At 66.8% G+C, this 26,118-nt stretch carries 27 protein-coding genes and 1 pseudogene; 14 read left to right on the forward strand and 14 right to left on the reverse strand.

The genetic code is table 11. The features are described 5' to 3' along the window. Positions 1-200: 200 nt before the first annotated feature. Entirely contained in the window at positions 201-656 is a 456-nt protein-coding gene (locus ATJ78_RS02540; RefSeq protein WP_098409165.1) for an SRPBCC family protein, read from the forward strand. 15 nt (positions 657-671) lie between these two features. Here the strand turns inward: ATJ78_RS02540 and ATJ78_RS02545 are convergent, their stop codons facing one another. Genes ATJ78_RS02545 through ATJ78_RS02560 form a run of 4 tightly spaced genes read right to left on the reverse strand, consistent with a single transcriptional unit; the run spans position 672 to position 5,134 of the window. Next, positions 672-1,064, reverse strand: a complete 393-nt coding sequence (locus ATJ78_RS02545; protein ID WP_098406165.1) for a hypothetical protein — start codon at positions 1,062-1,064, stop codon at positions 672-674. A gap of 39 nt (positions 1,065-1,103) precedes the next feature. Then, a complete protein-coding gene (locus ATJ78_RS02550; RefSeq protein ID WP_098406166.1) occupies positions 1,104-3,209 on the reverse strand; it encodes an iron ABC transporter permease in 2,106 nt (701 codons plus the stop codon). Positions 3,210-3,220: 11 nt separating this feature from the next. Further along, positions 3,221-4,258 carry an ABC transporter substrate-binding protein gene (locus ATJ78_RS02555; protein WP_098406167.1) on the reverse strand — a complete coding sequence of 346 codons (1,038 nt, stop codon included), beginning with the start codon at positions 4,256-4,258 and terminating at the stop codon, positions 3,221-3,223. Positions 4,259-4,312: 54 nt separating this feature from the next. After that, a complete protein-coding gene (locus ATJ78_RS02560) occupies positions 4,313-5,134 on the reverse strand; it encodes an ABC transporter ATP-binding protein (protein ID WP_098406168.1) in 822 nt (273 codons plus the stop codon). A gap of 531 nt (positions 5,135-5,665) precedes the next feature. Between ATJ78_RS02560 and ATJ78_RS02565 the strand changes: the two genes are divergently transcribed. Next, a complete protein-coding gene (locus ATJ78_RS02565; protein ID WP_098406169.1) occupies positions 5,666-6,154 on the forward strand; it encodes an FBP domain-containing protein in 489 nt (162 codons plus the stop codon). Between the two features lie 138 nt (positions 6,155-6,292). On the opposite strand, the gene ATJ78_RS02570 is transcribed toward ATJ78_RS02565, so the two are convergent. Continuing rightward, positions 6,293-7,810 carry an MFS transporter gene (locus ATJ78_RS02570; protein ID WP_098406170.1) on the reverse strand — a complete coding sequence of 506 codons (1,518 nt, stop codon included), beginning with the start codon at positions 7,808-7,810 and terminating at the stop codon, positions 6,293-6,295. 45 nt (positions 7,811-7,855) lie between these two features. On the opposite strand from ATJ78_RS02570, the gene ATJ78_RS16180 reads away from it, so the two are divergent. Continuing rightward, a complete protein-coding gene (locus ATJ78_RS16180; RefSeq protein ID WP_098406171.1) occupies positions 7,856-8,428 on the forward strand; it encodes a TetR/AcrR family transcriptional regulator in 573 nt (190 codons plus the stop codon). A gap of 189 nt (positions 8,429-8,617) precedes the next feature. Here ATJ78_RS16180 and ATJ78_RS02580 read toward each other — a convergent pair. Beyond that, positions 8,618-9,613 (reverse strand): annotated as a pseudogene (locus ATJ78_RS02580) (alpha/beta fold hydrolase); the annotation flags it as partial. Between the two features lie 335 nt (positions 9,614-9,948). Between ATJ78_RS02580 and ATJ78_RS02585 the strand changes: the two are divergent. Next, positions 9,949-10,149: a hypothetical protein gene (locus ATJ78_RS02585; protein ID WP_098406172.1), complete on the forward strand. Its 201-nt coding sequence runs from the start codon at positions 9,949-9,951 to the stop codon at positions 10,147-10,149. After that, positions 10,146-10,481, forward strand: a complete 336-nt coding sequence (locus ATJ78_RS02590) for a type II toxin-antitoxin system PemK/MazF family toxin (RefSeq protein WP_098406173.1) — start codon at positions 10,146-10,148, stop codon at positions 10,479-10,481. Before ATJ78_RS02585 ends, ATJ78_RS02590 begins: the two co-directional genes overlap by 4 nt. Before the next feature lie 14 nt (positions 10,482-10,495). On the opposite strand, the gene ATJ78_RS02595 is transcribed toward ATJ78_RS02590, so the two are convergent. Together ATJ78_RS02595 and ATJ78_RS02600 are read right to left on the reverse strand one after the other, a co-directional pair. Continuing rightward, positions 10,496-11,518, reverse strand: coding sequence for a zinc-dependent alcohol dehydrogenase family protein (locus tag ATJ78_RS02595; RefSeq protein ID WP_098406174.1), 1,023 nt, complete (start codon positions 11,516-11,518; stop codon positions 10,496-10,498). A 73-nt stretch (positions 11,519-11,591) separates the two neighbouring features. Further along, on the reverse strand, positions 11,592-12,116 hold the full coding sequence (locus ATJ78_RS02600) for a nucleoside deaminase (protein ID WP_098406175.1): 525 nt from the start codon (positions 12,114-12,116) through the stop codon (positions 11,592-11,594). A 184-nt stretch (positions 12,117-12,300) separates the two neighbouring features. Between ATJ78_RS02600 and ATJ78_RS15930 the strand changes: the two genes are divergently transcribed. Together ATJ78_RS15930 and ATJ78_RS02605 are read left to right on the forward strand one after the other, a co-directional pair. After that, positions 12,301-12,456, forward strand: a complete 156-nt coding sequence (locus tag ATJ78_RS15930; RefSeq protein ID WP_169923367.1) for a hypothetical protein — start codon at positions 12,301-12,303, stop codon at positions 12,454-12,456. A 106-nt stretch (positions 12,457-12,562) separates the two neighbouring features. Beyond that, positions 12,563-15,799: a S41 family peptidase gene (locus tag ATJ78_RS02605; protein ID WP_098406176.1), complete on the forward strand. Its 3,237-nt coding sequence runs from the start codon at positions 12,563-12,565 to the stop codon at positions 15,797-15,799. Between the two features lie 225 nt (positions 15,800-16,024). Here ATJ78_RS02605 and aztD read toward each other — a convergent pair whose 3' ends face one another. The 4 genes from aztD to aztB are packed head-to-tail and all read right to left on the reverse strand — an operon-like array spanning position 16,025 to position 20,284. Further along, positions 16,025-17,224: a zinc metallochaperone AztD gene (aztD, locus tag ATJ78_RS02610; RefSeq protein WP_245836174.1), complete on the reverse strand. Its 1,200-nt coding sequence runs from the start codon at positions 17,222-17,224 to the stop codon at positions 16,025-16,027. Between the two features lie 23 nt (positions 17,225-17,247). Continuing rightward, positions 17,248-18,159, reverse strand: a complete 912-nt coding sequence (gene aztC / locus ATJ78_RS02615) for a zinc ABC transporter substrate-binding protein AztC (protein ID WP_098406178.1) — start codon at positions 18,157-18,159, stop codon at positions 17,248-17,250. 5 nt (positions 18,160-18,164) lie between these two features. Beyond that, the gene (locus tag ATJ78_RS02620; RefSeq protein ID WP_098406179.1) at positions 18,165-19,379 is read right to left on the reverse strand and encodes an ABC transporter; all 1,215 of its coding nucleotides are present in this window, start codon (positions 19,377-19,379) and stop codon (positions 18,165-18,167) included. After that, positions 19,379-20,284, reverse strand: a complete 906-nt coding sequence (gene aztB / locus ATJ78_RS02625) for a zinc ABC transporter permease AztB (protein WP_098406180.1) — start codon at positions 20,282-20,284, stop codon at positions 19,379-19,381. The genes ATJ78_RS02620 and aztB overlap by 1 nt, the downstream gene beginning before the upstream one ends. 53 nt (positions 20,285-20,337) lie before the next feature. Here aztB and aztA point away from each other — a divergent pair, with 53 nt between their 5' ends. After that, entirely contained in the window at positions 20,338-20,997 is a 660-nt protein-coding gene (gene aztA, locus ATJ78_RS02630; RefSeq protein ID WP_245836175.1) for a zinc ABC transporter ATP-binding protein AztA, read from the forward strand. Here aztA and ATJ78_RS02635 read toward each other — a convergent pair. Beyond that, the gene (locus ATJ78_RS02635; protein WP_098406182.1) at positions 20,960-22,060 is read right to left on the reverse strand and encodes a pyridoxal-phosphate-dependent aminotransferase family protein; all 1,101 of its coding nucleotides are present in this window, start codon (positions 22,058-22,060) and stop codon (positions 20,960-20,962) included. The two genes, aztA and ATJ78_RS02635, sit on opposite strands and share 38 nt — an antisense overlap. Before the next feature lie 104 nt (positions 22,061-22,164). Further along, on the reverse strand, positions 22,165-23,031 hold the full coding sequence (locus ATJ78_RS02640; RefSeq protein WP_098406183.1) for a sigma-70 family RNA polymerase sigma factor: 867 nt from the start codon (positions 23,029-23,031) through the stop codon (positions 22,165-22,167). A 97-nt stretch (positions 23,032-23,128) separates the two neighbouring features. Here ATJ78_RS02640 and ATJ78_RS02645 point away from each other — a divergent pair, with 97 nt between their 5' ends. The 6 genes from ATJ78_RS02645 (at position 23,129) to ATJ78_RS02665 (ending at position 26,009) form a co-directional block, all read left to right on the forward strand. Beyond that, a complete protein-coding gene (locus ATJ78_RS02645; protein WP_098406184.1) occupies positions 23,129-23,908 on the forward strand; it encodes an SDR family oxidoreductase in 780 nt (259 codons plus the stop codon). A gap of 17 nt (positions 23,909-23,925) precedes the next feature. Beyond that, positions 23,926-24,528 carry a TetR/AcrR family transcriptional regulator gene (locus ATJ78_RS02650; RefSeq protein ID WP_098406185.1) on the forward strand — a complete coding sequence of 201 codons (603 nt, stop codon included), beginning with the start codon at positions 23,926-23,928 and terminating at the stop codon, positions 24,526-24,528. Between the two features lies 1 nt (position 24,529). Then, positions 24,530-24,886 carry a DoxX family protein gene (locus tag ATJ78_RS02655; protein WP_098406186.1) on the forward strand — a complete coding sequence of 119 codons (357 nt, stop codon included), beginning with the start codon at positions 24,530-24,532 and terminating at the stop codon, positions 24,884-24,886. 138 nt (positions 24,887-25,024) lie between these two features. After that, positions 25,025-25,201 carry a hypothetical protein gene (locus ATJ78_RS15850; protein ID WP_156088584.1) on the forward strand — a complete coding sequence of 59 codons (177 nt, stop codon included), beginning with the start codon at positions 25,025-25,027 and terminating at the stop codon, positions 25,199-25,201. Between the two features lie 35 nt (positions 25,202-25,236). Further along, positions 25,237-25,449 (forward strand): hypervirulence associated TUDOR domain-containing protein, encoded by a 213-nt coding sequence (locus ATJ78_RS02660; protein WP_098406187.1) that lies wholly within the window; start codon positions 25,237-25,239, stop codon positions 25,447-25,449. A 5-nt stretch (positions 25,450-25,454) separates the two neighbouring features. Then, the gene (locus ATJ78_RS02665; RefSeq protein WP_245836176.1) at positions 25,455-26,009 is read left to right on the forward strand and encodes a DUF488 domain-containing protein; all 555 of its coding nucleotides are present in this window, start codon (positions 25,455-25,457) and stop codon (positions 26,007-26,009) included. Positions 26,010-26,118 lie beyond the last annotated feature (109 nt).

The following is a 26,118-nucleotide window of genomic DNA, read 5'->3' on the forward strand; positions in this document are numbered from 1 at the left end:
TGAACGTCAGAGTGCCAGTTTCAGCCCGCGGAAGCATGAAGTAAAGCGACGATTTGTGACGGATATCGTGAAGCAGAATTGCGGCATCGTTGGGCGCAGATCACGCCGTACCGGACGCAGGCTCGACCGGCCCAACCCGATTGACTCAGCCGTCACGAATGAACACGACGACGCGCGGCGCTATGCGAGATAATCAACCCGTGACCTCGACTTTCACCCTCGTAACTCGAACAGGCGCACCTGTCGAGCAGTTGTTCGACGTGTCGCTCAACATCGACGCCCATGAGGCGTCAATGGCTGCTTCGGGCGAACGCGCCATTGAAGGCGTGACGAACGGCGCCATCGGACTTGGGGAAACCGTGACATGGCGAGCGCGGCACTTTGGAATCTGGTTCACTATGACGTCGCGACTCACAAGCCTCGAAAGACCTCAGCGTTTCGTTGATGAGCAGGTGCGTGGCCCCTTTCGATCGTTCCGGCATGAGCACACATTCGGAACCGATTCGGGAATGACGGTGATGACGGACACACTCACGATCAGGTCGCCCATATTCGGGATGCTCGCTGAACGCCTCATTCTTGTTCCGTACTTGCGTCGACTGATCCGGGGGCGAAACCGGCATCTTCTCGCCTCGTTGAACGCAACATTCCAGTGAAGCTCGTTCAGAGCCTCATGGCGTCCACTCAGAGGACCAGTAATCGGCCTTGATGCTGAGAATGCCGCCCTTCTGCTCCCCTCGAAGCCAAATGGTTCGTGGATCGAGTAGGTTCCCGCTGATCTTCCCTTGAGGATCAATGCCCAGCTCCCGAGCGAGATCCGCCGGCGTCATTCCTTCTGGTGGGCGCACATCGATCAGTGACCAGCATCCGCCGGAAGCACAGTCGGTGCTCACGTCGACGATCTGACTCCCGGCGGGAAGCGGAATTGACGACGCCGAAGGAACATCGCCCTCCGTCGCCCCTGCGAATAGCCAGGCAACGCGCGCAGCATAGCCGAGCATAAGGACCCCGACGAGGCACGAGACAACGACGAGCGTGTATCGCCGCGTCCGTGTGCGAGTCATAGTTCGCACACCGTATCAGGGCGCGTCGCGGCGGCGCGCTTACGCACGGGAGCGCGCGAGGAGATACACGAAGTACGGTGCCCCGATGAGCGCCACCACGAGTCCCGCGGGGATCTGCGCCGGCGCGATGACCGTGCGCCCAAGTGCATCGGCGACGACGAGCAGCACCGCACCGAGCATCATCGCAACGGGAGCGACCCTCGAGTGACGGCTTCCCACCAGCGCCCGCGCCGCGTGCGGAGCGACGAGCCCCACGAACCCCACGACGCCAACGGCCGAGACACTCAGCGCCGCAAGCACAGCGGCAGTGAGCAGCAGCCCGAAGCGCACGCGCTCACGCGCCACGCCGACCAGACGCGGAGTATCGTCGTCGAGCGACAGCAGATCGAGCTCACGCCGCCACACGACAGCGAGCGGCACCGCGGCGAGCAGTGCGACGCCAACCGGAACAACGTCGGCCCAGCCGCGCCCGTACGTCGACCCCGACAGCCACGTGAAGATCGCTGGCGTGTTCCAGGGATTGGCGCGCACGAGAATGAACGTTGTCAGCGCCGTGAATCCATACCAGAGCCCGATGCCAATGAGCACGAGCCGATCGGTGTTCATGCCGCCACGCCACGACAGTGTGTAGACGACAGCGAACGCCAGCAGTGCTCCACCGATCGCCGCCGCCGTCATCGTGACAACGCCTCCTCCCGAGACGAGCGTGACAATAATCACGGCGCCGAGCCCCGCACCTCCGGTAATGCCGAGGATGCCCGGCTCGGCGAGCGGGTTGCGGGCGCTTGCCTGCACGAACGTTCCCGCGAGAGCGAGCGCTGCGCCCGCGAGAAGCGCGGCCGCCACACGCGGAGCACGGCCGTCGAGCGCGTGCGCGATGACGGGGGCCGCATTGTTCTGCAGCCACAGCGCGATGTCGCCGGTGAGCAACCAGCGTTCACCGGCCAGAAGTGCAACGACAGCCGTCGCGACAACCAGAATGGCGAGAACTGTGGCGACAACCGCGGTGCGCAGTCCGCTATGCGTTGTCGTGCGCGCGGCACGCGGCTGCCGCGTCGGCCCCGAGTCGCGGGCACGACGGGCAAGCAGCACGAGCACAAGAGCGCCGAGAAGCGTCGTCGTCACGCCTGTCGGCACTGCGATGGCAGCATCCGCCCCGATAATCGCACGCAGCACGGCATCGGAGACGACCACGATGAGGGCACCGACAAGTCCCGCGGCCGGAATCATCACGACATGGCGGTGCAGCACGGGAACCGCGCGGGCGATGAGCCGAGTGATGACGGGCGCACACAGTCCGACGAAGCCGATGGGCCCGGCAAGCGCGACAGCGGTGGCCGTGAGAACGACGGCAAGAAGGATGCCGCTTGCTCGCGTCGCTCGAATCGGAACACCGAGAACGGATGCCGCGTCGTCACCGAGCCCCAGCAGGTCCAGGCGGCGCGACAACAGCATCGCGAGCACCGTTGCCACGAGAATGACCGGCGCGCAGCGTCGCGCGTTGTCGAGGCCGAGCTGACTGAGCGAGCCACTGCCCCACGCGAAGAGGCTCGTCGTCTCTTCGTCGAAGAGGATGAGCAGAGTCGACGTGCCTGCTTGAAGGGCAAGGGCCGCCGCCGTGCCCGCGAGGATGAGGCGCGTGGTCGACGCTCCGGCTCCCCCGGCGATGCCGAGCACGAGGCCCGCCGCGAGCAAGCCGCCGGCGAACGCGACGCCGCCCGACGCCCACAGCGGAATCGCGATGCCGAACGCGGCGACCGCCGTGACCGCGAAGTACGACCCTGCCGTGACGGCGAGCGTGTCGGGAGAGGCCAGCGCATTGCGCGCAAGCGACTGGAAGAGCGCCCCGGCGACGCCGAGCGCGATGCCGACCAGAACACCAGCGGCGACGCGCGGCAGCCGCGATCCGAGCAGCACGTCGCGGGTCGTGACGCCGTCACTGTTGGTGGCGCCGGACAGCATCCTGATCAGGTCGGTAAAGCCCGTGTTCGACGTGCCCTGCGTCATGTGCCACGCGACGGCGAGGGCGACGAGCACGGCGAGCACGGTGAGCGCTCCTGCCGCGCCCAGCCCGCGCCCCAGCCTGAGCGCGCGCGAGCCGCCGCCCGCCGGAGCGGACGGCGGCGCCGTCTCGGTGCGTGCCATGTGGCCGAGGATTACGCGGTGAGAAGGTCGACGTAGGCGTCGATCGCCTGCTCCGCCGAGCGGGGCCCGCCGAACGTCCAGATTCCCGAGGGGAACGCGTACACGTCGCCACGCTCAACCGCGGGCAGCGACGCCCAGATGTCGTTGTCGGCCAGCAGGTCGACGACGCTGTCGGACTCGGGATCGTCGGTGCCCGTGTAGATGAGCATGGCGTCGCCCACCTCGACGAGCCCCTCGACGTCGGTCTGCCCGAGGCCATACACCGGGTCGACCTCACCGGACCAGACGTTCGTCAGCCCGAGCTCTTCGCCCAGCTCGCCGAACAGCGAGCCCTGGCCGAACGGCCTGATCGCGACGTTGCCGCCCTGCGCCCAGCCGTCGAAGTACACGAAGTCCATCGTCTCGAGATCGGCGTCGGCGACAGCATCCTTCGCCTCGGCAAGCGCCGTGTCGAACTCGTCGAGAACGACCCCCGCACGCTCGCTGCGTCCCGTCGCCTCGGCGATGAGCGAGAACGTGTCTTTCATGTGCTGGATGGGCTCAGCAGCATCCGCCCCCACCGTCGCGAGCACGGGAACGTCGTACGCCTCGAGCTGCGAGACGATCTCGTCGTCGGGCGATGACACCTCCACGATCACGAGATCCGGGTCTTCACCGAAGATCGCGTCGAGGCTGGGCTCCTGACGGGTGCCGACGTCGGCGACGCCCTCGGGCAGCTTCTCTGCGGTGTCCCACGTCGAGTAGCCCTCGGCATCCGCGACGGCCACGGGGGTCACGCACAGCGAGAGCAGGTCTTCGGTCTGCTGCCACTCGAGAACGGCGACGCGCTCGGCCGGCTTGTCGAGCTCGACGGTGCGGCCGAGGTCATCGGTAAGTGTCACGGGGTCGGTCGAGGTTGTTGTCGAGTCGTTCTCGCACGACTGCGACACCGGTTCGCTCGACGTGTCGTCGCCCGAGGCTTCGACCGAGGTGGTTCCGCACCCCGTCAGCACAAGGGCGGTGAGGGCCGCGAAGGCGACGGCGGATGCTGTGGCAGTGCGTCGTGACATAGATCTACTTTCGTGAGAGGGGGAGGGGACGGATGCTGCCGCAGCAGCGGCGCGTCAGACGGCGCGCGCCAGACAGCGGCGCGGCAACGACTCGACACGGACGAGCCCTGAAGCGTCGTCGACGCGCGAGACGATCGGAATGCCGTACACCTCAGAGAGCACGCCAGCGCCGAACACCTCAGCGGGTGTGCCGGTGATGCGCACACGGCCCGCGCTGAGCAGTACGACGTTGTCGGCGACCGCGGCGGCGTGGTTGAGGTCGTGCAGCACGACGCCCACTGCGGTGCCGTGGTCGTCGGCCAGCTCGCGCATGAGGTCGAGGATCTCGATCTGATATCGCAGATCGAGGTGGTTGGTTGGCTCATCGAGCAGCAGCACGCCGGTGTCTTGCGCGAGGCAGGTCGCGAGCCACACGCGCTGCAGCTCGCCGCCCGAGAGCTGGTCGACGGGGCGGTCGGCCATGCGGTCGGTTCCCGTGAGGCTCAGAGCCTTGTCGATCGCGGCGAGGTCGCCGTCGCTGAGAGCTGCGAACCGGCGGCGGTGCGGATGGCGGCCGTAGGCGACAACGTCGCGCACACTCAGTCCCGACGGGTGCGGTCGCGACTGCGACAACAGCGTCACGCGGCGGGCAAAGTCGCGAGAGCTGAGCGCGACAGCATCCGTGGTGTCATCATCACCCTCGCGCACGCGGACGGTGCCGGAGCGGATCGGATGCAGTCGGGCCATGGATCGCAGCACCGTCGACTTGCCGCTGCCGTTCGGGCCGATGAGCGCGGTGACGGCGCCGGGCGTGATGTCCAACGAGACGTCGTGCACGACGGTATCGCGCTCATACGCGAGGGTCAGCCTCTCGGCGGTCAGCTCAGTGCGATTCACATTAGCCGAGCCTAACCTAACTAAACCGCGATTGGGAGAGTCCGGCGAAAATTTCTGCGTCGCACGGTTGGCACCCCGTGTCCGAGATTCCGCTTTCTCTCGACATTCAGGATCATGCGCGTATGCTGGTGCGCGTGAAAACGACGATCTCGACTCCGCCCGCTGGGCGTTTGGAGGATGCTGGCGCGCTCTGCGCCGGTACGAGATAGCGCTGCCGCCGCGTCGGGGTACGAGTGTGCCCTTTCGATGCCGTGCATGAGTCCACGCACCGTATGCCCGAACCTTGCAGGCATGGCATTCGGCGTGCACCGCGGGCTACTGCTCCCCGCAGCCTCGGCGCCCCGCAGCCTCCGCACCTCGTAGCTTTTTCGCGCTACGTTCTGCTCTTCGCTCCCGAAGCTTCTGGCGCGAGAAGCCGACGAAGGCGCGGATCGGCGAGCACGGGCACGCCGCCGGCTCTCGTGCGTCGAGCGCGGCATCCTGTCTGACCACGATCACCAGGGGCACCGCCCCACACCGTAAGGCCACCTCATGATTCCTCTGACCGAAAACCAGATCCGCTCCAGCTTCGTCAACGCGACGAAGCGCGAACGCACCCAGCTGACGCTGCCCGACCTCGATGCGCTGGATTGGGACGCCCGGGACTTTCTCGGCTGGCGCGACGCCAAGTTTCCTAAGCTCGGCTACGTCGTCATCGTGATCGACGACGAACCGGTCGGCGTTCTGCTCAAGCTCGCCGAAGGGCGCACGCTCACGCGACCACAGTGCTCGTGGTGTGAAGACGTGCACCTGCCGAATGACGTCGTGTTCTTCGTGGCGAAGCGCGCGGGAGACGCTGGTCGCAAGGGCGACACCGTCGGAACACTCGCCTGCGCGGAGTTTCAGTGCAACGTGAATGCGCGCAAACGTCCCCGAACCGCGTATGTCGGGTTCGACGTCGAAGCTGCCAAGCAGCAGCGCATCGACGCGATGCGCAACAACGTCACGCGCTTCGTCGCGGGTGTGCGTGACGGAAACTGACCCGCGTCGTCGGGGTGGGCGCCGGTGTTCTGATCCGGCGCCCACCCTGCTCTCCACGCATCCCGCCTCGCCTCCGGTTGCTCGCACCAGAACTTTCTGAGCGCAAAACCTGAACTGGCGCGGGATGGAGCGCTTGGGTTAACGCGCGTGACGCAGTGTCGTGAGCGACACCACGATCGCGGCGACGATGATCCCGGCCGCCAGCCACGACGTGATCGAGACGCCACTGCCGAACGCCGAAACCGCGGCATCGTACAGCGCCGATCCGAGCGCGCTCGGCAACTCGCTGGCGACCTGCACAGCTCCGCCGAGCGTCTCGCCTGCGGCTGCAGCATCCGCTCCGCCTACCCCTTCGGGAATTACGATGTGCCCGCGGTATGACGCGGTCAGCACCGTGCCGAGTGTGGCGACGCCGAGCACAGAGCCCAGCTCATACGCCGTCTCAGACAAGCCCGAGGCGGCACCGGCCTTCGCCGCCGGAGCGTTCGCGAGGATGAGGTCGTTGGTGATGGTTTCGGCCGCACCCACTCCAATGCCGAGGGAGACGACAGCCAGCGCAACACCCAGCACGCCGACGGCACCGCCCTGCACCGCAATGCTGCCGTAGCAGAGCACCGAGAACACGAGCGAAACGGCGACGAGCAGGCTCGGTCGCACATTCCGGGCGATGGGCACGATGGCGAGGCCGGCGATGATCATCACGGCGAGACCGGGCAGCAGCACGAGGCCCGCGATCATCGGACTGAGGCCGAGCACAAGCTGCAGATGCTGGGTGATGAAGAACAGGCCGCCGACGAACGCGATGATGCTGAACAGGTTGATGACGATCGCACCGCTGAACGCCGCGTTGCGGAACAGCGACACATCGAGCATGGGGTGCTCGAGCTTCAGCTGGCGCATGACAAACAGGATGCCAAAGGCCACCGCCGCGACGAACGCGACACCGGCCGCGAGGTCGACGCCGTCTTCTGCCGCGTGCTTGATCGACCAGACGAAGGGCACCATCGTCAGCAGAACAAGTGCGGCGCTCAGCAGGTCGATCGGAGCGTCGACGGGGTCGCGTGACTCGCGCACGAGGATCGGCAGCAGAATGAACAGCGGCAGCAGCACGGGCACCGCGAGAAGAAAGATCGATCCCCACCAGAAGTGCTCGAGCAAGAAGCCGCCGGCGATCGGACCGAGTGCGCCACCGCCGGCGAAACCCGTGCCCCAGACCGCAATGGCGAGTCGCCGCTGCTCACGGTTGAGAAAGAGATTGCGCAGCAGCGACAACGTCGACGGCATGAGCGTGGCGCCGAAGAGACCAAGGGCCGCGCGGGCGGCGATGAGCGCTTCAGCGGAGGGGGCGAACGCGGCAAGGATCGAGACGACGCCAAACCCCGTGGCACCGATGAGCAGCAGCTTGCGGCGCCCCAGACGGTCGCCGATGCTGCCCATCGTCACCAGGAGTCCAGCGAGAACGAGCGGGTAGACGTCGAGAATCCACAGCAGCTGAGTTCCGGTGGGCAGCAGCGCCTCCGAGATCTCGGGCAGCGCAAAGTTGAGGATCGTATTGTCGGCCGAGATCAGCACGACCGGCAGCATGAGCACAACGAGGCCCCACCACTCACGGGCGCCCGCGCGCGGTTCCAGTCGCATCTCAGCCGTCGTCATCATGCCCTCCGGTCGACAACTGTACCGTCCAGACGGTACAGTGACAACATGGCCGCCTCACCTGACAGCGCATCCACAGCCAGCCCTTCAACAGCAGACCGCCTTCTCGACGCCTTCAGCGCCCTGCTCATCGAGGGAGGCGAGAAGGCAGCCACGCTTGACGCCGTCGCCGCCCGCGCGAGTGTCTCGAAGGGCGGTCTGCTCTATCACTACGGGTCAAAGGATGCTCTCGCTCACGGTCTTGTCGAGCGCCTCGGTCGGTTTGTCGACGCCGACATCGAAGCGATGACCTCTGCTCCGGAGGGTCCGGTCGCGTTCTTCATTCGCACGTCGACAGACGTCGGCACCGATTTCGATGTCGCAATCAATGCGACGATCGCTCTCGCGCAGGGTGGAAGCAGCGCAGCGGTCGCCGCGATTGCCCACGCGCGCACCCGCTGGCACGAAGCACTCCTCCCGGAGACGCGAGATTCAGACGTCGCGTGGGCGCTGCTCTTCATGAGCGACGGACTCTATCTCGCGAGCGCCAATCCGCAGGCGTACCCCGACATCGACCGCGGTCCAACGGCAGAGTTCGCCGAGCGAATGGTCGCGGTCGCCCGCCGCCTCACCGCCGGTTAGTCTGCTGCGGTTCAGTCCCGTTTTCGCCACGCTGAGCGTTCACATAATCGGAAATCTCGCTGCGACACGCCGAGAAAAGCGCTTTCTCTGACGGCGTGTCGCCAAGATTTCCGAATGAGGAGCGCGGCGTAGAGCGGTTACGAGCGCACCTTCGCGGCGAAAGCAGGAGCAGGAGCAGGAGCTGCAGCGTCAGCGCACGCGGCGGCCGTGTGCGAGGTCGATCAGGCGCGGCAGCACGGTGCCCGAACGCAGGCCGTTGTGCTCGTTCTCGCTCGAGATGAACGGTGTCACTCCCGGCAGCAGCGTCAGTGTCTGCAGCGAGTACTCCATCGGAACATAGATGTCGTTCGCGTACACCGCCGCGGCGCCGCGAGCCTCCGACTCAAGCAGTGTCGCCTCGTCGTAGAGCCTCGGCCACTCGTGCGCGGCGAGAATGTCGACAACTTCGCGCCACGGCTGCAACGCCGGAACCGTGTCGGCCCATTCACGCCGCACATGCTCACCCGTGAGCAGCGTCACATCGCCGCGGAACTCCTGCGGCAGCGTGCGCTCGGCCGACCAGTTCGTCACGACACCGTCGGCGTAGCACGACTCGTGAAAGACGTAATACAGCGGATTGCGCCCCGAGAACGGCAGCGCCGCCTCAAGGTCGTAACGGAACGCGTTGGTCGCGGAGTCGCGCTCCAGCAGGCTCCACAGCGTCTGCCAGCCCTCGTTGGCACCGAGCAACATCCCGAGCGAGCGCAACCTCGACACCGAGACCACTTCGCCGCTCGGCAACGTGATGGCGCCAGCATCCGCCCGCTCTGCAAGCCGACGAAACGCATCGCGGTGCTCAGGGAACCGACGGTAGTAGGCCAGCGAGGCATCCTTCACCTTGTCGTACGTGAGCGCGTACGCGTCGTCGGGATGCCGTCCGACGGCGCTTACTCCGCCCGTGAAGTACGCGTGCTCGATCGACGAGGGCGCGGTCGACAGGTACGTGAGAGTCGTGAATCCGCCGAACGACTGGCCGAGCACGCTCCAGGTTTCGGCCCCGAGCTCTTCGCGCACCGCCTCGCAGTCGCGCACGATCGAGTCGGCGCGCAGATGCGTGATGTATTCGGCGACGGATGCTGCCGGGCGCTGCAGATCGTCATCGCCAACGGGCGTCGAACGCCCCGTTCCGCGCTGGTCGAGCATGACGACGCGGTAGTGCTCGAGCGCCGCGTCGAGCCACGAGGGCGAGGTGGGGTCGTGGAAGGACGCGGTGCCTCGCTGCCCGGGCCGCCCTGCAGAAACACGAGGTAGGGAAGGTCTTCGCCTCCCTCGCGCACGACGGCCGCCGCAAAGATATCAATGGTGCGTGCATCTGCGTCGTCGCCCCACACCAACGGCACGGTGAGCGTGTGCTCGTGAACGGTCAGATCCAGCATGCGGCGCGTCGTCACGGTCATGCATACAGCCTATGGGCGGGCGAGCGTATAACGATGGCTGTGTCACGCCGTTTACATTTGTCACACAGGCGCTAGAATGTGGGCATGAGCAGCACTCTCAGCTTTCGCCCCACGCCGGACGACGCTCGCATTCTGCGCGAGGCCGCCCGCGACGGCGAGAGCACATCAGAGACCCTGCGTCGCGCCCTGCGACTGCTCGATCACGAGCGCTGGCTCGAGCAGTTCCACGCCGACACGGCTCGAATCGCCGACGAGGACATCACAACGGAACCCGAAGCCTGGTGATTCGGGGAGGCATCTACCGAATCGACCTCGGTGCGGCCCGAGGTCATGAGCAGCGCGGCCGGCGTTTGGGCCTTGTTATGTCACCGACAGACTCGCTCTTATCTGTCGTCACCGTGATTCCCACGTCAACGTCAGCGGGCACCGCGATACACCGCCCGCGCCCGACGATCGCGGGCAGAGAAACGCTTGTCCTTGTGGATCAAATTCGAAGCATCGACGTCGACAACGTGTTCGGCGACCCTGTCGACTACCTCACCCGGGACGAAATGGGTGAGGTAGAGAACTCACTGGCGCACTACCTCGGCATCGTTCCCGGCGGCCCGAGCGCCTGACGACGTCGCTGTTCTCAGACGGTCAACAGCACCTTCGTCGCACGACGCTCATCCATGGCGGCATAGCCCTCGGCGGCGCGCTCCAGCGGAATGGTCATGTCGAAGACGTCGCCCGGCGTGATGGTGCCCGTCATGATCAGGTCGATGAGCTCGGGCAAGAACCGCCGCACAGGAGCGGGGCCGCCATGCAGATGCACCGCCGAGAAGAAGAGCTTGTTGCCGGGAAGCTCGACGTCGTGCGACACGCCGACGAAGCCGATGTGTCCGCCGGCACGCGTCGATCGGATGGCCTGCATCATCGACTCCTGCGTGCCCACGGCCTCGATCGTCGAGTGCGCCCCAAGTCCACCGGTGAGCTCGCGGATGCGGCGAGCGCCAGCATCCCCGCGCTCTTCGACGATGTCCGTCGCACCGAACCTGCGGGCAAGCTCCTGCCGGTCAGCATGCCTGCTCATCGCGATGATTCGCTCGGCCCCGAGCTGACGCGCGGCGAGCACACCCAGAAGCCCCACCGCGCCGTCACCGACGACCGCCACCGTCTTGCCCGGCCCGACTTCAGCGGCGACGGCAGCGAACCAGCCGGTGCCGAGAACATCGGATGCTGCGAGCAGCCCCGGAATCTCGGCGGGCGTTGGCTGTCGCGGCGTGGCGACGAGCGTTCCGTCAGCTAACGGAATGCGCGCGTACTCGGCCTGTGTTCCGATCGCGCCCATCGGCACAACGTGCACGCAGCGGCTCTGGTATCCGGCCGCGCAGATCTCGCACGTGTTGTCGCTCGCCATGAACGATCCGACCACGAAGTCGCCGGGCTTGAGCGTCGAGACGTCATCGCCGATGCTCTCGACGACGCCGACGTACTCATGTCCCATTGGCGCTGGCTCCTCGAGCACGTCAGCGCCGCGGTACGGCCACAGGTCAGAGCCGCACACGCACGTCGCAGCAACCTTGATGATGGCGTCGGTCGGTTCAACGATCGTCGGCTTGTCGCGCTCCTCGACGCGTACGTCGCCGGGACCGTGCATGATCACTCCGCGCATGGCTACTCCTTCTCTCTTCATCGTGCGAGGTTCGGGCTGAAGCCCAGATTACGCCCGGCCACGCATGGCGCGATCAATCGACGTTCACGCCGTGCAGGCGCGCATGCAGCTGCTTGATCTCGTCGGCGAACTCGGGCGCAGGGCCGGTAACGGGCACGAACGGCGCAATCTCGGTGATCGGGTACGGTGCCACCGGACCTCCCGGAACGCCCCAATCCGCCAGCCACCCGACGAGCTGGTCGGTGCTCGATGCGAAGACGATTCGCCCCAGTCCCACCCAGGCGTGCGCCGCGCTGCACATGGGGCAATGCTCGCCCGACGTGTAGACGACAGCATCCCTCCTCTCGTCTGGCGTCATGTGCTCAGCCGCCCAGCGCGCAATGGCGAATTCCGGATGCTGCGTGCGGTCGCCGCTCTCCACAACATGGTTACGGTCTTCGAAGCGCACGCTGCCGACGGCGTCCACCAGCACCGACCCGAACGGCTCATCGCCCGCGTCGAGGGCCTCGCACGCCAGCTCAACGCAGCGGGCGAGGTGGCGTCGGTCGAGCTCGGTCAGGTCTCCCCCGTCGTGGGAAGGCACAGCGTTGTGAGACATGCCCACACCGTAGCAAGAGCAGCTGATCCGATCTCGCACGGATAGCACAGGATGCGAAGCGGTGACAAGCACTACCCGCCGCGGGGGCTTCCGCGTATGGTCAAAAAGAAGGCAGTCACGCGTCGCATCAGCACCGTGTGGCGGCCCTCGCGATCACCCCGCTGCGGCGGGGCAAGGAGGGATCATGGGCATCATCATCACATTGCTCATTCTGTGGGCGATTCTGAGCGTTCTCGGGTTTGCGGTGAAGGGCCTTATGTGGCTCGCCATCATCTGCATCATTCTGTTCGTGGCGACAGCTGTCTTCGGGTTCATCCGGCGCAAGGCGAGCGGCAGCTGACGTGCACGGCGTCTGCTGACGCCACGATACGAGAGCGCGGGAACGACGCAGCGACGATCGTCAAGAACACTTTCCGGTGCCTACGATCGCACGTAGGCTGAGCCGAGTGAGCACAACGACGTACCTTCGCTACCCACACATCTCGAACGATCTCATCACCTTCGTCGCCGACGACGACATCTGGCTCGTCGGCGACGACGGAGGCCGCGCCTGGCGCCTCACCTCGGACCATGCGCCCGTGCGCCAGCCACGCCTCTCTCCTGACGCAGCGCACGTGGCGTTCGTCTCGAATCGCGACGGGCACCCCGAAGTGATGGTCGCCGACGTCGCCACCGGCGCAGCGCGACGGCTGACGTGGTGGGGCGGCTCGGTCACCACGATGCTCGGGTGGGCATCGCGCGACAGCATCCTTGTCGCCTCGAACGCCGGCGAGGCGAACATGCGCCACACCGTCGTGAAGAAGGTGTCGCTCGACGGCACGACCGAACGGTTGCGTTATGGCACAGCATCCGGTCTCGCCCTTCGCGCAGACGGCGCTGTCGCGCTCAGCACTCCGGGTAGCCGCCCGCCCGCATGGTGGAAGCGCTATCGCGGCGGCACGGCACCGCGGCTCTGGCTCAGCGTCGACGGCGCGTGGGAGCAGCTTCTGCGTGACGACGAGGCGTCGATCGTCGATCCGATGTGGCTCGGCGACCGTCTCGCCTTCGTCTCTGATCGCGCCGCGCGATTCCCCGATCACGCTCACGAGCAGGCGAATATTTGGGTGATGGATGCCGCAAGGGGCGACGAGCCGCGCCAGGTGACGTTCCAGACCGAAGACGACGGATACGTGCGCGACGCCACGACAGACGGGGAGCGCATCGTCTGGCACAGTCGAGGGCAGATCCGGATGCTGTCGAGTCTCGACGCCGAGCCGCGCACTGTCGACATCACGCTTCCCGGCGTCAGCGTCGCTCCGGTGAGCCTCGACTCCACGAAGAACATCAACGCGATCGTTCCCGATCATGGCGGCGACGGCAGCCTCGTCTCGTGGCGCGGCAACGCCTTCTGGCTCTCGCACCGCGAGGGGCCCGCCCGCGCCCTCGCCGCCGATTCCGGCGTGCGCACCCGCGACCCCGTTGTGCTCGGGCAGACCGGCTCGGTCGCTTACGTCACCGACGCCGAGGGGGAGGATGCTGTCGAGATCCGCGCCGCCGACGGCACGGGCGAGGCACGGCGCATGCTCAGCGGGACGCTCGGCCGCGTGCTGCATCTCGCATCGAACCCCACCGGGGATCGTCTCGCCGCGATCTCGCACGATGGCGTGATCCGCCTGATCGACGTCGATGCGGCAACGGCCCGCGAGGTCGGCCGAAGCGCTGCGGGCGAAGCCCTCGGCCCCGTGTTCTCGCCCGACGGCCGCTACCTCGCGTGGTCACAGCCGACCTCAGGTGAATCGGAGCTGCACCAGATCCGCCTGCTCGACACGACGCGCGACGACGAGTCGGTTGCGCTCACAACCGGCAAGTACCACGACCACTCGCCCGCGTTCACGTTCGACGGCAAGCACATCGTGTTCCTCTCGGATCGCACCTTCGACCCGCACTACAACCAGCACGCGTTCGACCTCGCGTTCTCGGGGGCGACGCGGCCGTGGCTCATCCCGCTCTCGGCCACGGAGCCGGCTCCGTTCGGGCCGAGCGCCGACGGCTGGCGCGTCTCGAATGCCGCCGAGCCGAGTGCCGGCGCCGAGGGCGGCGCTTCGGCAGCATCCACCCCTGTCGCCTGCCCCGATCTCGACGCCGACGGGGCCGAAGAGCGCATCACGCCGTTCCCCGTTCCCAGCGCCGATTATCGCGACCTCGCTGCTGTGAAAGACGGCGTGCTGTGGGTACGCGTGGCCTCTGACGAGCAGGGCGAGCTCGGGTCGCGCCGCGCGGGCGTCACGGGCGACAAGGCCGCGGATCGCCTCGAGCGGTGGTCGTTCGCCGATCGACGGGTGACGACGCTCGTCGAGAAGGTCGATCAGTTCGCGGTCTCCGGTGACGGCGAGCGCATTGTCGTGCGGCACGGCGACGACGTGACGGTGCTGCCGTCCACGCGCAAGGTTGACGACGACGACAGCGCGCGCATCGCGGTCGACATGAGCCGCCTGCGCTTCCAGCTCGACCCATCGGCCGAGTGGCACCAGATGTTCGACGAGAACGCGCGCCTCATGCGCGATCACTACTGGCGCGCCGACATGAATGGGGTGGACTGGGATGCTGTCGCAGCGCGGTGGCGCCCGGTGGTGGATGCTGTTCGCACCCACGATGACCTCATCGACGTGCTGTGGGAGACCGTCGGCGAGTTGAACACGTCGCACGCTTACGTCATGCCGCGCGATCCGCTCGGAGACGCCTCGCGCAAACTCGGCTTTCTCGGCGCCGACCTGTCGCCGGCCGAGGGAGGCTGGCGCATCGAAAGCATCCTTCCCGGTGAGTCGAGCGAACCGGACGCCCGCTCCCCGCTGCGTCAGGCGGGAGTCGGTGCGCGCGAGGGCGATCTCATCGTCGCCGTCGACGGCACGCCGGTCGATCCGGTTGCCGGGCCCGCGGCGCACCTCATTGGAGCGGCGGGCAAGCCCGTCGAGCTGACGCTGAGCCGAGATGGTGATGAGCGGCGCGTCGCGGTGGTTCCGCTCGAGAGCGAAGAGGTGCTGCGCTACCAGGCGTGGGTGCGGTCGCGGCGCGCGTACGTCACAGAACGCAGCGGCGGGCGGCTCGGGTACCTGCACGTTCCCGACATGCAGAGCTACGGCTGGGCGCAGCTGCACCGCGATCTGCGCGTCGCGACCGATGCCGAAGGCGTCATCGCCGATGTGCGCTACAACCGCGGCGGGCACACGAGCCAGCTCGTGATCGAACGGCTCGCTTCCCGGGTGATCGCGTGGACACAGGCGCGGCAGTATGACCGCCCGATCCCGGATCCCGATCGTGCGCCGCGCGGGCCCGTGGTGATCGTCGCGAACGAGAACTCGGGTTCTGACGGCGACATCGTGAATGCTCGAGCACAGGCGCTCGGCGTTGGCCCGGTTGTCGGCGTGCGCACGTGGGGTGGTGTGGTCGGCATCGATAGCCGTTTCGATCTTGTCGACGGCACAGGAGTGACGCAGCCACGCTACGCATACTGGCTCGAGGGCAAAGGCTGGGGGGTCGAGAACCATGGAGTCGACCCCGACATCGAGGTCGTGCACACGCCGTCGCAGCTGTTCGAGGCGGACGACCCGCAACTCGACCGCGCGATCGACGAGGCGCTGGCCCGTCTCGACGAGACCCCGGCAGCGACGGCTCCTCCGCTGCCTGAGCCGCGCGTGCAGAGCTGAGCCCGAGGGGCGGAGCAATGCTCCGCCCCTCGTGCTGACGGCCGGACCGCGACCCGCCACCATCGTGGTTCCTCAACTGCTCGAGACACCGGCATCCATCGACTACGGCATCGGTCAGGCCATGCTCGAAGCCGGCCTCTGGAATCGTGCTGCGCATTCGCAAGCAGAAGAAGGCGGATGCTGTTGCCGACGCTCACGCCTCGGCAACAGCATCCGCGCACTGAATCAGCTCTGCGCGACCGCGACCTCGTTCGGGGTGAACTCGAACTCGGCCGTCGTCAGCACCTCGCCGGTTGCCAGGTCGACGACGTGCAGCGCGTTCGCCGACGGCTCGGTCACGTAACCGACCTCGCCATCGGTCACGATCGCGGGGTGCGCGTCTTGCCACTCGCTCGGCCCCTCCCAGGGATCGATCACGGGGAACGCGTCGACGAGTTCGCCTGATGTGGGATCGAGCACGTGGATCGACCCGTCGGACGACAGAATGTACGCATTGTCATCGGGTCCTCGCACGACGTCGCGGAACGTGTACTGCACCTCGTCGGGAAGGTCGACGACGTCGTACGTGCCCGCTGCGGTGTCGATGAGCGTCACGGCGTTGAGCAGGTAGCCCTCGGCATCGGGGTCGTTCTTGTAGTCACCCACGACGATCGGGCTTGTCTCAGAGACGTACGCGTTGCCCATGCGCCCGTAGTCGTCGGGCGCGGTGAACTTGGTGAACTCGCCATCGTGGAATAGAAGCGCGCCGTTCTCGCAGCCGAAGATCACGGCCTCGTCGGCGGCCGTACCCTCACCGTGGATGCCCGGGCACTCGTCGCTCGATGCGGCTTCGTGCCAGTGGTCGTCGTGCGGGTGAAGCGCGACCGCTCCGGTGCGCGACTCCTCTGTGCCGACCGTCGTCACGAGCGTGCCGTCGTCAAGCACGATCGAGACTCCGTGATGGGCGGACTCCGCCGTGTACGTCTGGGTCTCGGGCAGCGATCCGTCGCTCTGTAGGAGCCCCTCGGTATCGACGACCGTCGTCGTTCCGGTGCCATCGTCAAAGAGCACCGTTTTTCCCGCATGGCGCACGACGTGACCCGCGCCCGTCGCGTCGAAGACGAGATCGGTGAGCTCCGGCGTCGCCGTGTCGAGAACCTGAAAGCCCCTCGACGTCGTCACGGCGACGTGGCGTCCGTCACCGAACGCGTTGAGGCGCGTGAACTGCTCCGAGTCGAACTGCTCGACGACCTCGAGTGTCTCGGCGTCGATCACCGCAATGCCGCCCTCGTACGAGACGGCGATGCGCGCGTCGGAGCTGCCGCGCGCGGTGTCGGTGTCTCCCGCAGCATCCGCCGTGCCTCCACCTCCCGCGCAGCCTGTCATGAGCAGTGAGAGACCGGCGAGCGCGGCTGCTCCTGTCACCAGTCGCGTCTGTCGTTTCATGTGTTTCCTTTCCATGGGTGGCCTCACGGCGTGAGGCCCTCTGCGATGCGCTCGGTGTTCGCGCGCATCATCGTGAGATAGGTGGCGGCGCCTTCGCCTGGCTCGGTGAGCGACTCCGTGAAGAGCTCGACGACGGCGACATCGACGCCGACCTCGCTGGCGAGTGCCTGAACGAGCCGGTCGGGCTGCGACGATTCGGCGAAGATCGTGGGTACGCCGGCCTCGTCAATGGCGTCGGCGAGGTCGCGAAGGTCGGCCGCGCTCGGGGCGGCGAGGGTGGTTCCCCCGGGAATCACGGCGCCGACGACCCGAAAGTCGAAGCGGTCGGCAAGGTACCCGAACACGTGGTGGTTCGTCACGAGTGCTCGGTTCTTCTCGCCGATCGCGTCGAACGCGTCCGTCATGTCGGCGTCGAGCTGGGAGAGGTCGGTGCGGTACGACTCGGCGTTCGCGGCGATCGTCCCGGCATCGATGCCGCTCACCGCAGCCAGCTCGGTTTCGAGCGCGTCGACGACGTCGATCATGCGGGCGGGGTCCGTCCAGAAGTGCGGATCGGGCGCTCCGTCGGCGTCGCCGGTCGAATACGGCAGTACATCGATGGCGTCGCCGGCAGCGAACAGCTCGGTACCCGCCTCTGCCGCGCTGTCGAGATGCTGCTGCAGCCCCTCTTCGAGTCCGAGGCCGTTTGAGACGACGAGGTCGGCGTTGCGCAGCAAAGCGCCCTCTTGAGCCGAGATCTCGAACGAGTGCGGGTCGGCGTTCGGCTTCATGAGCGTCGTGACGTGCGCCTCGTCCCCGGCGACCTGCTCGACGACATCGCCCAGGATGTTGGTGGTGACGACGATCTGCACGTCGTCTGACGCGCTCGCGTCTGCACACCCGACGAGCCCGAGCGCCGAGAGCAGAGCAATGCCGGCCCCGAGATGACGGGCCATTCCGTTCATCGTCCGACCTCCGCAATGTGTACGGGAGCGGTCGGGGTCTCAAGTGTGCGGGCAATGCGCGCTCCGTCGGCATACGCGATCTCGTAGACCACGCCCTCTGCCGGCGCGTTCAGGTACGCCCGCTGACCGTCGACAACGAGAGTCATGCTCTCGAGCTGCTCGGCGTCGATCGTTTCGGCCAGAAGGGCGTCGGTTTCCGCGATCTGTTCGCCGGACTCGGCCTGGTAGACGCGCACGCGTCCGTCTGAATCCAGCGCCACGACGTGTCCCTCCGCGTCGTCGACCGCGGTCACGCGTACGAGCTCAGCATCTGTCTCAACCAACGACCACGAGCGTTCGCGCGTGTCGAGCAGCCAGAAGCCCCTGTCACCCGCGATCGCGGCGACGGTGGGGCGGCCTTTGCGCCCGTCGAACGCCGTCGCGCGCTCCGCGTTCAAAGCCTCGGGGTACGCCACGTGTTCGAACACGGGCCGATCGCCCTCCGCGGTCGCGATCACGGCGCCGTCCGAACACCCGACGGCGAGCCCCACGCGCGTCGTGATCGTTCCAGCGGGACTCGGGCACGCGATCGACTCGTCCGCCGGCGAGCCGTCGCCGGTGTAGTACCGCAGCGCGTCTCCGTCGGAGACGAGCGCACCGTCACCAAGAGGGGCCGCAACGCCGGCCGCTGAACCAGTGTCGATGCGGAACAGCTCGACGATCTTCCCCTTCGAGAGCGCGTCATTGTCGAGCAGAACCGCCTCGCGCGACCCTTCGAAGTACAGGGCAGTGCTGCCTGCTGTGGCGAGCATTCCCGTCGCAACCCTCACGGGCCCCGCGCCCTCGACTGTGCCGATGACCGATGGCTCGGCCCGGTAGTAGTGAAAATGGTCGACGTGATCCCACGTCCACACGCCGCTGTCGACGATCTCGACTCCCGCGTCCGTCGTGGCGAAGACGTACCGGCCGCCGGTCGCTGTCGCGCTGGGCGCGCCGATCGTTCCGAGCTCGCTCGTCGCACCGTCGAGCAGGTCGAGGATGCCCACGGCCCCCGTCTCGTCGATCGACACAAGCTGCAGCGGCGGCTCGGCGACCTCGGCCGCACCGGCTATCGCGCCGTGGCCGGGTGTCGCAGTAGCCGTTGCGGAGGTAGACGGCGCAGACCCACATGCCGACGTGGCGAGAAGCAGCGCGGCGGTTGACGCGAGCAGAAGAGAACGACGTGATGTCATCAGGGCCTTTCGAGAATCGATGAGGGTGGCGAAACAGGGGTGGCCGGCTCACGGCCGTGGATGCTGCGGTGCGACGCCTCGGCGCGGCGCACGCGGTCCACGGCACCTCGCACGAGGGCGGATGCTGCGGCGAGCGCGATCGCCGAGCAGGCGATGGAGGCGCCTGCCGCGCTTCCGACGTGCCACGACACGAGCAGGCCGGTCAGAACGGCGGCGACGCCGAAACCGCTTGCAAGCGTCATGATGACCGGGATGCGCTGTGCCCATGGTCGTGCGGCGACGACGGGAGCGATCAGAAGGCCGACGACGAGCAGCGTTCCGACTGCCTGAAAGGACACGACGACAGCGAGTGTCACGAGTCCCACGAGCGCGCTTTGCGCGATGTGCGGAGCGAGTCCGAGAGTCTGCGCGATGCGCCGGTCGAAGGCAGCGGCGACGAACGCTCGGTGGAATGCGGCGGTGACGATGAGAGTCACGGCGAGGGCGGCGACGAGCAGGACGATGTCGCCGGGTGCGATCGCGAGGATGTCGCCGAAGAGCATCGCCGTTGCGTCTGTGGCGAAGCTGCGCGAGTGCGACACGATGATCACGCCGAGCGAGAGCATGCCGACGAACAGCAGGCCGATGCTCGTGTCGTATGAGAGCCGGCCCCGCCGTTGCAGCATGCCGATCGCCGCGCTCATGACGAGAGCGCTCATCGCGGCGCCCGCGATCAGGGGAAGGCCGAGCACGCTCGCGAGGGCGACGCCCGGCAGCATCCCGTGCCCGATCGCCTCGCCGAGAAATGCCATGCCCCGAATCACGACCCACGTTCCGACGACGCCGCAGATCACCGCGACGAGCATGCCGCCGAGGGCAGCGCGCACGACGAAGTCGGTGCTGAGGGGATCGATCAGCCAGGACACGGACTCGACACTAGTCGAGAATGAGAATGATTATCAATTGCTATAGTGGGGCAATGCCTTCTCCCCCGCACGCCGTTCTCGCCGACTCGCTCTGCTACGCGTACGAGCAGACCGACGTGCTGCGCGACGTGAGCCTGCAGGTGCGGCGGGGCGAGGTCGTTGCGATCACGGGTGCCAACGGTTCGGGTAAATCGACGCTCGTCGAGTTGCTCGCCGGCGTGCTGACCCCGCGGCAAGGCATCGTGACGCGCTCAGGCGACGTGGCGCTCGTGGTGCAGAGACCGAGGGTGTCCGACGCACTGCCGCTCACGGTGCGCGATGTGGTCGCGATGGGAACGTGGGCGCGTGGCCGAGCGCACCGCACCAGCGACACGCGGTCTGCGGTAGCCGACGCGCTTGATCGCGTTGATCTAGCCGAGCTCGCGTCGCGCCCATTCACCGCGCTGTCAGGTGGTCAGGGTCAGCGCGCCCTCGTCGCGCAGGGAATCGTGAGGCGCCCCGAGATTCTGCTTCTCGACGAGCCCGCGGCCGGGCTCGACGAGCACAGTCGGGAGCGCACGCGGTCGATCCTCGCCGAAGAAGCTGCTCGAGGCGCCGCCGTCGCTTGTGTGACCCACGATCCCGAGTCGATTGCGGCGGCCGACCGGGTGATACGCCTCGAGAACGGTCGTGTCGTCAGCGGGTTGCTGTCACAGCATCCTGAAGCGCCATGAGAATGTACTCGGCGGTTCCGACCGTCGCATTCGGGCCCATGAGGCCGATGCGCCACACGGTGTCTGCATACTTTCCGACACCCGCGCCAATCTCCATGCTGTACTTCTCGAGCAGGTAGCCCCGCACGGCAGCAGAGTCGACGCCGTCGGGCACGCACACCGTCGTGAGCGACGGCAGCCGCGCGCCCTCGGCTGCGAACAGCTCGAAGCCGCGCTCTTGCAGCCCAGACCGCAGCGCCGCGGCCGCCGCACTGTGCCGCGCCCAGACGTTCTCGAGACCTTCACCGAGGATGCGGTCGAGCGCCGCCTCGAGACTCGCGATCATGGCGACGGGCGCCGTGTGATGGTACGTGCGCTTGGCGCCCGATGCGGCACCGACGTAGCCGCCCAGCATGCCGAGGTCGAGATACCACGAGCGGGGATTCTCGACCCGGCGCTCGAACGCCCGGTCAGACACGGTGAACGGCGCGAGCCCTGGAGCGACACCGAGGCACTTCTGTGTGCCGGCGTAGCCGATGTCGATGCCCCAGTCGTCTGCGCGCAGCTCGACACCGCCAATCGACGTGACGGCGTCGACGAGCAGCAGGGCGTCGCCCTTGAGCTGCCCGAGCGCCGCGATGTCTGACAGCACGCCCGTCGAGGTCTCGGCATGCACGACGGCAATGATGGCGGGGCTCGGATGCGCCTCGGCGACGCGCTGCGGGTCGATCGGCTGGCCGTACTCGTGGTCGACGCGCACAACGTCCGCTCCGCACCGCGCGGCAACATCGCACATGCGCTCACCGAAGAGGCCGTTCACCGCAATGACGACGACGTCGCCGGGCTCGACCATGTTGACGAACGCGGCCTCCATGCCCGCAGAGCCTGTCGCGCTGAGCGGCAGCGTTCGAGCGTTCTGCGTTCCCCACACCTTGCGCAGTCCGTCGCACGTGTGGTCGATCCGCTCGATGAAGAGCGGGTCGAGGTGCCCGAGCAGCGGATAGCCGAGCGCCACGGTCGCCTCGGTGTAGGGATTCGTCGGACCAGGACCGAACAGGCTGCGCGTGGTGATCGGTGTCTGCATGGAATGCTCCCTCGAATGTCCGGCATCGGCGAGGCCGCGGCAGCCTCGCCTCCATTGAATCAGTACACGGCTCGCCCGCGGGCCTCACCGGCGCGCGTCGCTGCCTACTCCGTGATGCTCCGCGTCACTCCGGGCAAGCGCTCGGGGTCGGCCAGAACATCGATCGCCACCACGCGGTCATCGACGACCGTGAACGACATAAGCGAGACGACACGACCCTGCACGACGACGGCCGCGCCCTCGGCGCCGTTGATCGAGACGAATCGCACGTGCGGTGCGAGCTCCATGTACATCGCCGCTTGCGACGCAACGGTCTGAGCACCCTCCAGCACGACGGACTGCTCCCGGCGACGCGCACCGCCGTCGCTGCGCAGCACCACATCGGGTGCGAGCACGGCGAGCAACCCATCAATGTCTCCGTCGCGGGATGCTGCAAAGAACGCCCTCACTACGCGGCGCTGCTCTGCAGCATCCGCATGCCCTTGGGTCTCTCGCGTGCGCACGCGGCGTCGTGCCCGGCTCGCGAGCTGGCGCACAGCATCCGGAGTCTTCTCGACCAGAGTCGCAATTTCGTCGAACGGAACGGTGAACATGTCGTGCAGCACGAACGCTACGCGCTCTGTCGGGGAGAGGGTCTCCATGACGACCATGAGGGCCATGCTGACGGCCTCGCCCTGCTCCGCGCTCAGCTCGGGGTCGGCCGTCGAGGAGACCACGATCGGGTCGGGCATGCGCGCGTCGAGCGCCGTCTCGCCGCGGGTGCGACGCGTGCGCAGCATGTTGAGGCAGACTCGCGAGGTCGCGGTCATGAGCCACGCCCCCAGATTGCGAATGTCGGTTGTGTCGCTCGCGTTCAAACGCAGCCACGCGTCTTGAACTGCGTCGTCAGCCTCGGCAAGAGACCCGAGCATGCGATACGCCGCCGCTCTGAGCCGAGGGCGTTCGCGTTCGAAGCGCTCCGTTGGGTTCATTTTCTCCCCGCATGTCACACATCTCGTTCGCCGCGTGTCGTCTCAGTGAAGCACATTCACCGCGGGCGAAGCCCGCGCCACAGAACTGGAGAACCACATGTCTGCAATCCTCGTCACCGGAGGAACCGGGACGATCGGCTCATACGTCGTCGAGAGCCTTCGAGCTCTCGGGCGCGATGTGCGCACCGTCAGCCGCCATGCGCACGTCCCGGCCGACGGCACGTCGCACGTTGTCTGCGACCTTCGCACCGGAGACGGCTTGGCCGACGCCATGCGCGACGTCGAGACCGTGCTGCACCTCGCCGGCGGCGCGAGCGGCGACGGAGCGCTGACCGCGACCGTTGCGCGCGCGGCTAGGACTGCCAGCGTCGCGCACCTCGTGCTCATCTCGGTGATCGGCGCCGATGCCATGCCCATCGGCTACTTCCGCGAGAAGAAGGCCGCCGAGAGCGTCGTGCGCGAATCGCGCGTTCCCTTCAGCATCCTTCGAGCCGCCCAGGCCCACTCGCTCGTGCTGCCCCTCGCGCAGATGATGTCGAAGCTGCCGCTGGTGCCGAATCCGACGGGACTGCGGTTCGAGCCCGTCGACCCGCGCGACATCGCCGACCGACTCGTCGAGATCGCCGAAGGGACACCGGCGGGTCTCGTGCCTGACATCGCGGGCCCTCAGGTGTACTCGCTGCGTGAGCTCGTGCAGAGCTACGCGGATGCTGTCGGCAAGCGTTGCGCGTTCGTGCGCGTACGCATTCCCGGAGCCATCGGTCGCGCCTATCGCGCTGGCGAGAACCTGGCGGCACGCGATGCAGACCACGGCGAGCGCACGTGGGAGGGCTATATCGCTGAGCATGGCGCGCTGGTTGTGTCTGCACGGAAGTGAGCGTAAAGTGACTGAACATGTTCACTGAACCGGTTCAGTCAAGGGTCCAGCAACGCGAGGCGACGCGCCGGCGAGTAATCGACGTTGCCGACAGGCTGTTTCGCGCAAACGGCTTCACGGCAACTTCGGTTCGCCAAATCGCACATGAAGCGGGAGTCAGCGCGGGCACCGTCATGGCGGTCGGCGACAAGAGCACGCTGCTTGCCGCCGTGTTCGAATCATCGATCGCGCAGATGCAGAGCGCGCCGCCTCCTCGCACATCAGCCTCAGCGGATGCCGCCACCACTCCGGACCGCATCGCCGCCGTGCTTCGCCCCTTTCTCGAGCTGTTCGCCCGTGACCAGGAGCTCTCACGCGAATACGCCGGAGTCCTCGTTCGCGGAGGTCACGAATCCGTGATCTTCACGACGCTCGGCAACGACCTGCTTCAGGCGATCACGGTTGAGCTCGCGAGATCGGGACTCAGCGCGGCACGTGCCGCCGCGGCATCCCGGGTCATCTACTTCGCGTACCTCGGCGTTCTCTTCGCCTGGGCAGGAAACGGCTCAGACGTCCCATCTGCGCTGCGTGAGCTGCGGAACGCGGTGTCCGTGGTGACCGCCGAGAATCCGGAGAACTGAGATGCTGCTTCTGCCCGACCCCTGGTGGCTCACGGCACTGCTCGCCGCGGTCGTGCTGGGCGATGCCGTGATGTCGATTCGACCTCCCCGGTTCATTCGCGACTGCCTGAACGGGGTCCACTTTCCGCGCGAGTGGTGGTGGGCTCTCGTGGTGATCAAGCTCCTCGCAGCGGGAGGGCTCGCCGTCGGCGTCTGGATTCCGGGCATCGCGTTTGCGGCGAACGTGGGAGTCGTCTGCTATTTCATTGCGGCGGCATACGCCCACGTTCGCGTGCGCTTCGTCGGCAGCGAGTTCTGGGTGAACTGCCTGGGAATGCTGACGCTTGCATCGGTCGTGCTGCTCGTCTCGTACCTCTGAGACAGCATCCCCGCCGCCTCGGTTAACACACTCGTGAGCGGAGACACAAGCTCTTCCAGCGTGACGCGCCATAGGCGTAGCCTCGCAATCGAGGCGCTGAGCAATGCTCGGCCAACCGCGGGTGTGAGGAGGAACAACATGGATGCTGGATCCCAGCCCAAAGACGCACGACTCTCGGACTCCGAGACGGAGTTTCCGCTCGAAGACGACCCAGAGACCGACGAGTCCCACGACGGACTGACGTATGTTCAAGACCGTCCGGGGCAGTCGAAGGATTCCGACCAGCCAGAGGACTCAGACACGAACGAAGAGTGATCCGCCCATCACGCGATCCCGATAGAGGTGAGACCATGGCCGAATTCGCCGTTGGCGACCACGTGAGCTGGAACTCCGAGGCCGGGCAGGTGTCAGGAACGATCACCAAGGTGCACGAGTCCGACTTCACGTACAAGGGCCACAATCGCCGGGCGTCGAAAGATGACCCGCAGTACGAGATCGCGAGCGACAAGACGGACCACGTCGCGGCGCACAAGGGCTCCGCTCTGACGCGCATCGAGAAATAGCATCCGTGCCTGACGCGCCTATTGCGAGCCCGGTCTTCACGGTCGGCCACTCGGACCGCACGCTCGAAGAATTCACCAGGATGCTGCATGAGCACGATGTGCGGCACATAGTCGACGTGCGCAAGCTCGCGGGCTCACGCAAGTACCCGCACTTCAACGACGACGCACTCAGCGAGTCGTTGCCGAGCGCCGGCATTGCCTACTCGCGCATCGAGGAGCTCGCGGGGCGGCGTCCGGTATCGAAGGACGTGCCGTTTGAGGTGAACGCCTTCTGGAACAATCGCAGCTTTCACAACTACGCCGACTACGCACTGAGCGAGAGCTTTCGTAACGGTCTTGACCAGTTACACGCTCTGGCAGCAGAGGCAACCGTGGCCGTCATGTGCTCGGAGGCGGTGTGGTGGCGCTGCCATCGGCGCATCATTGCCGACCATCTGCTCGCGCATGGCGACACCGTGCGGCACATCATGACTGAGACGAAAGCGGATGCTGCGAGCCTGACACTCGGCGCGGTCACCCACCCGGACCACTCAGTCACGTACCCGCCCACCGCGCGCTGAAGCGAGCGCAACCTCGCGCCCGTATTGCATCTCCAGCGATCCGAGACATTGAGGTCCGAACCCGATTACCGGGAGCACCGCATGTCGCGAACGTAGGGGTGTACCACCA

The sequence above is a fragment of the Paramicrobacterium agarici genome (assembly GCF_002563955.1).
Lineage (GTDB): Bacteria > Actinomycetota > Actinomycetes > Actinomycetales > Microbacteriaceae > Paramicrobacterium > Paramicrobacterium agarici.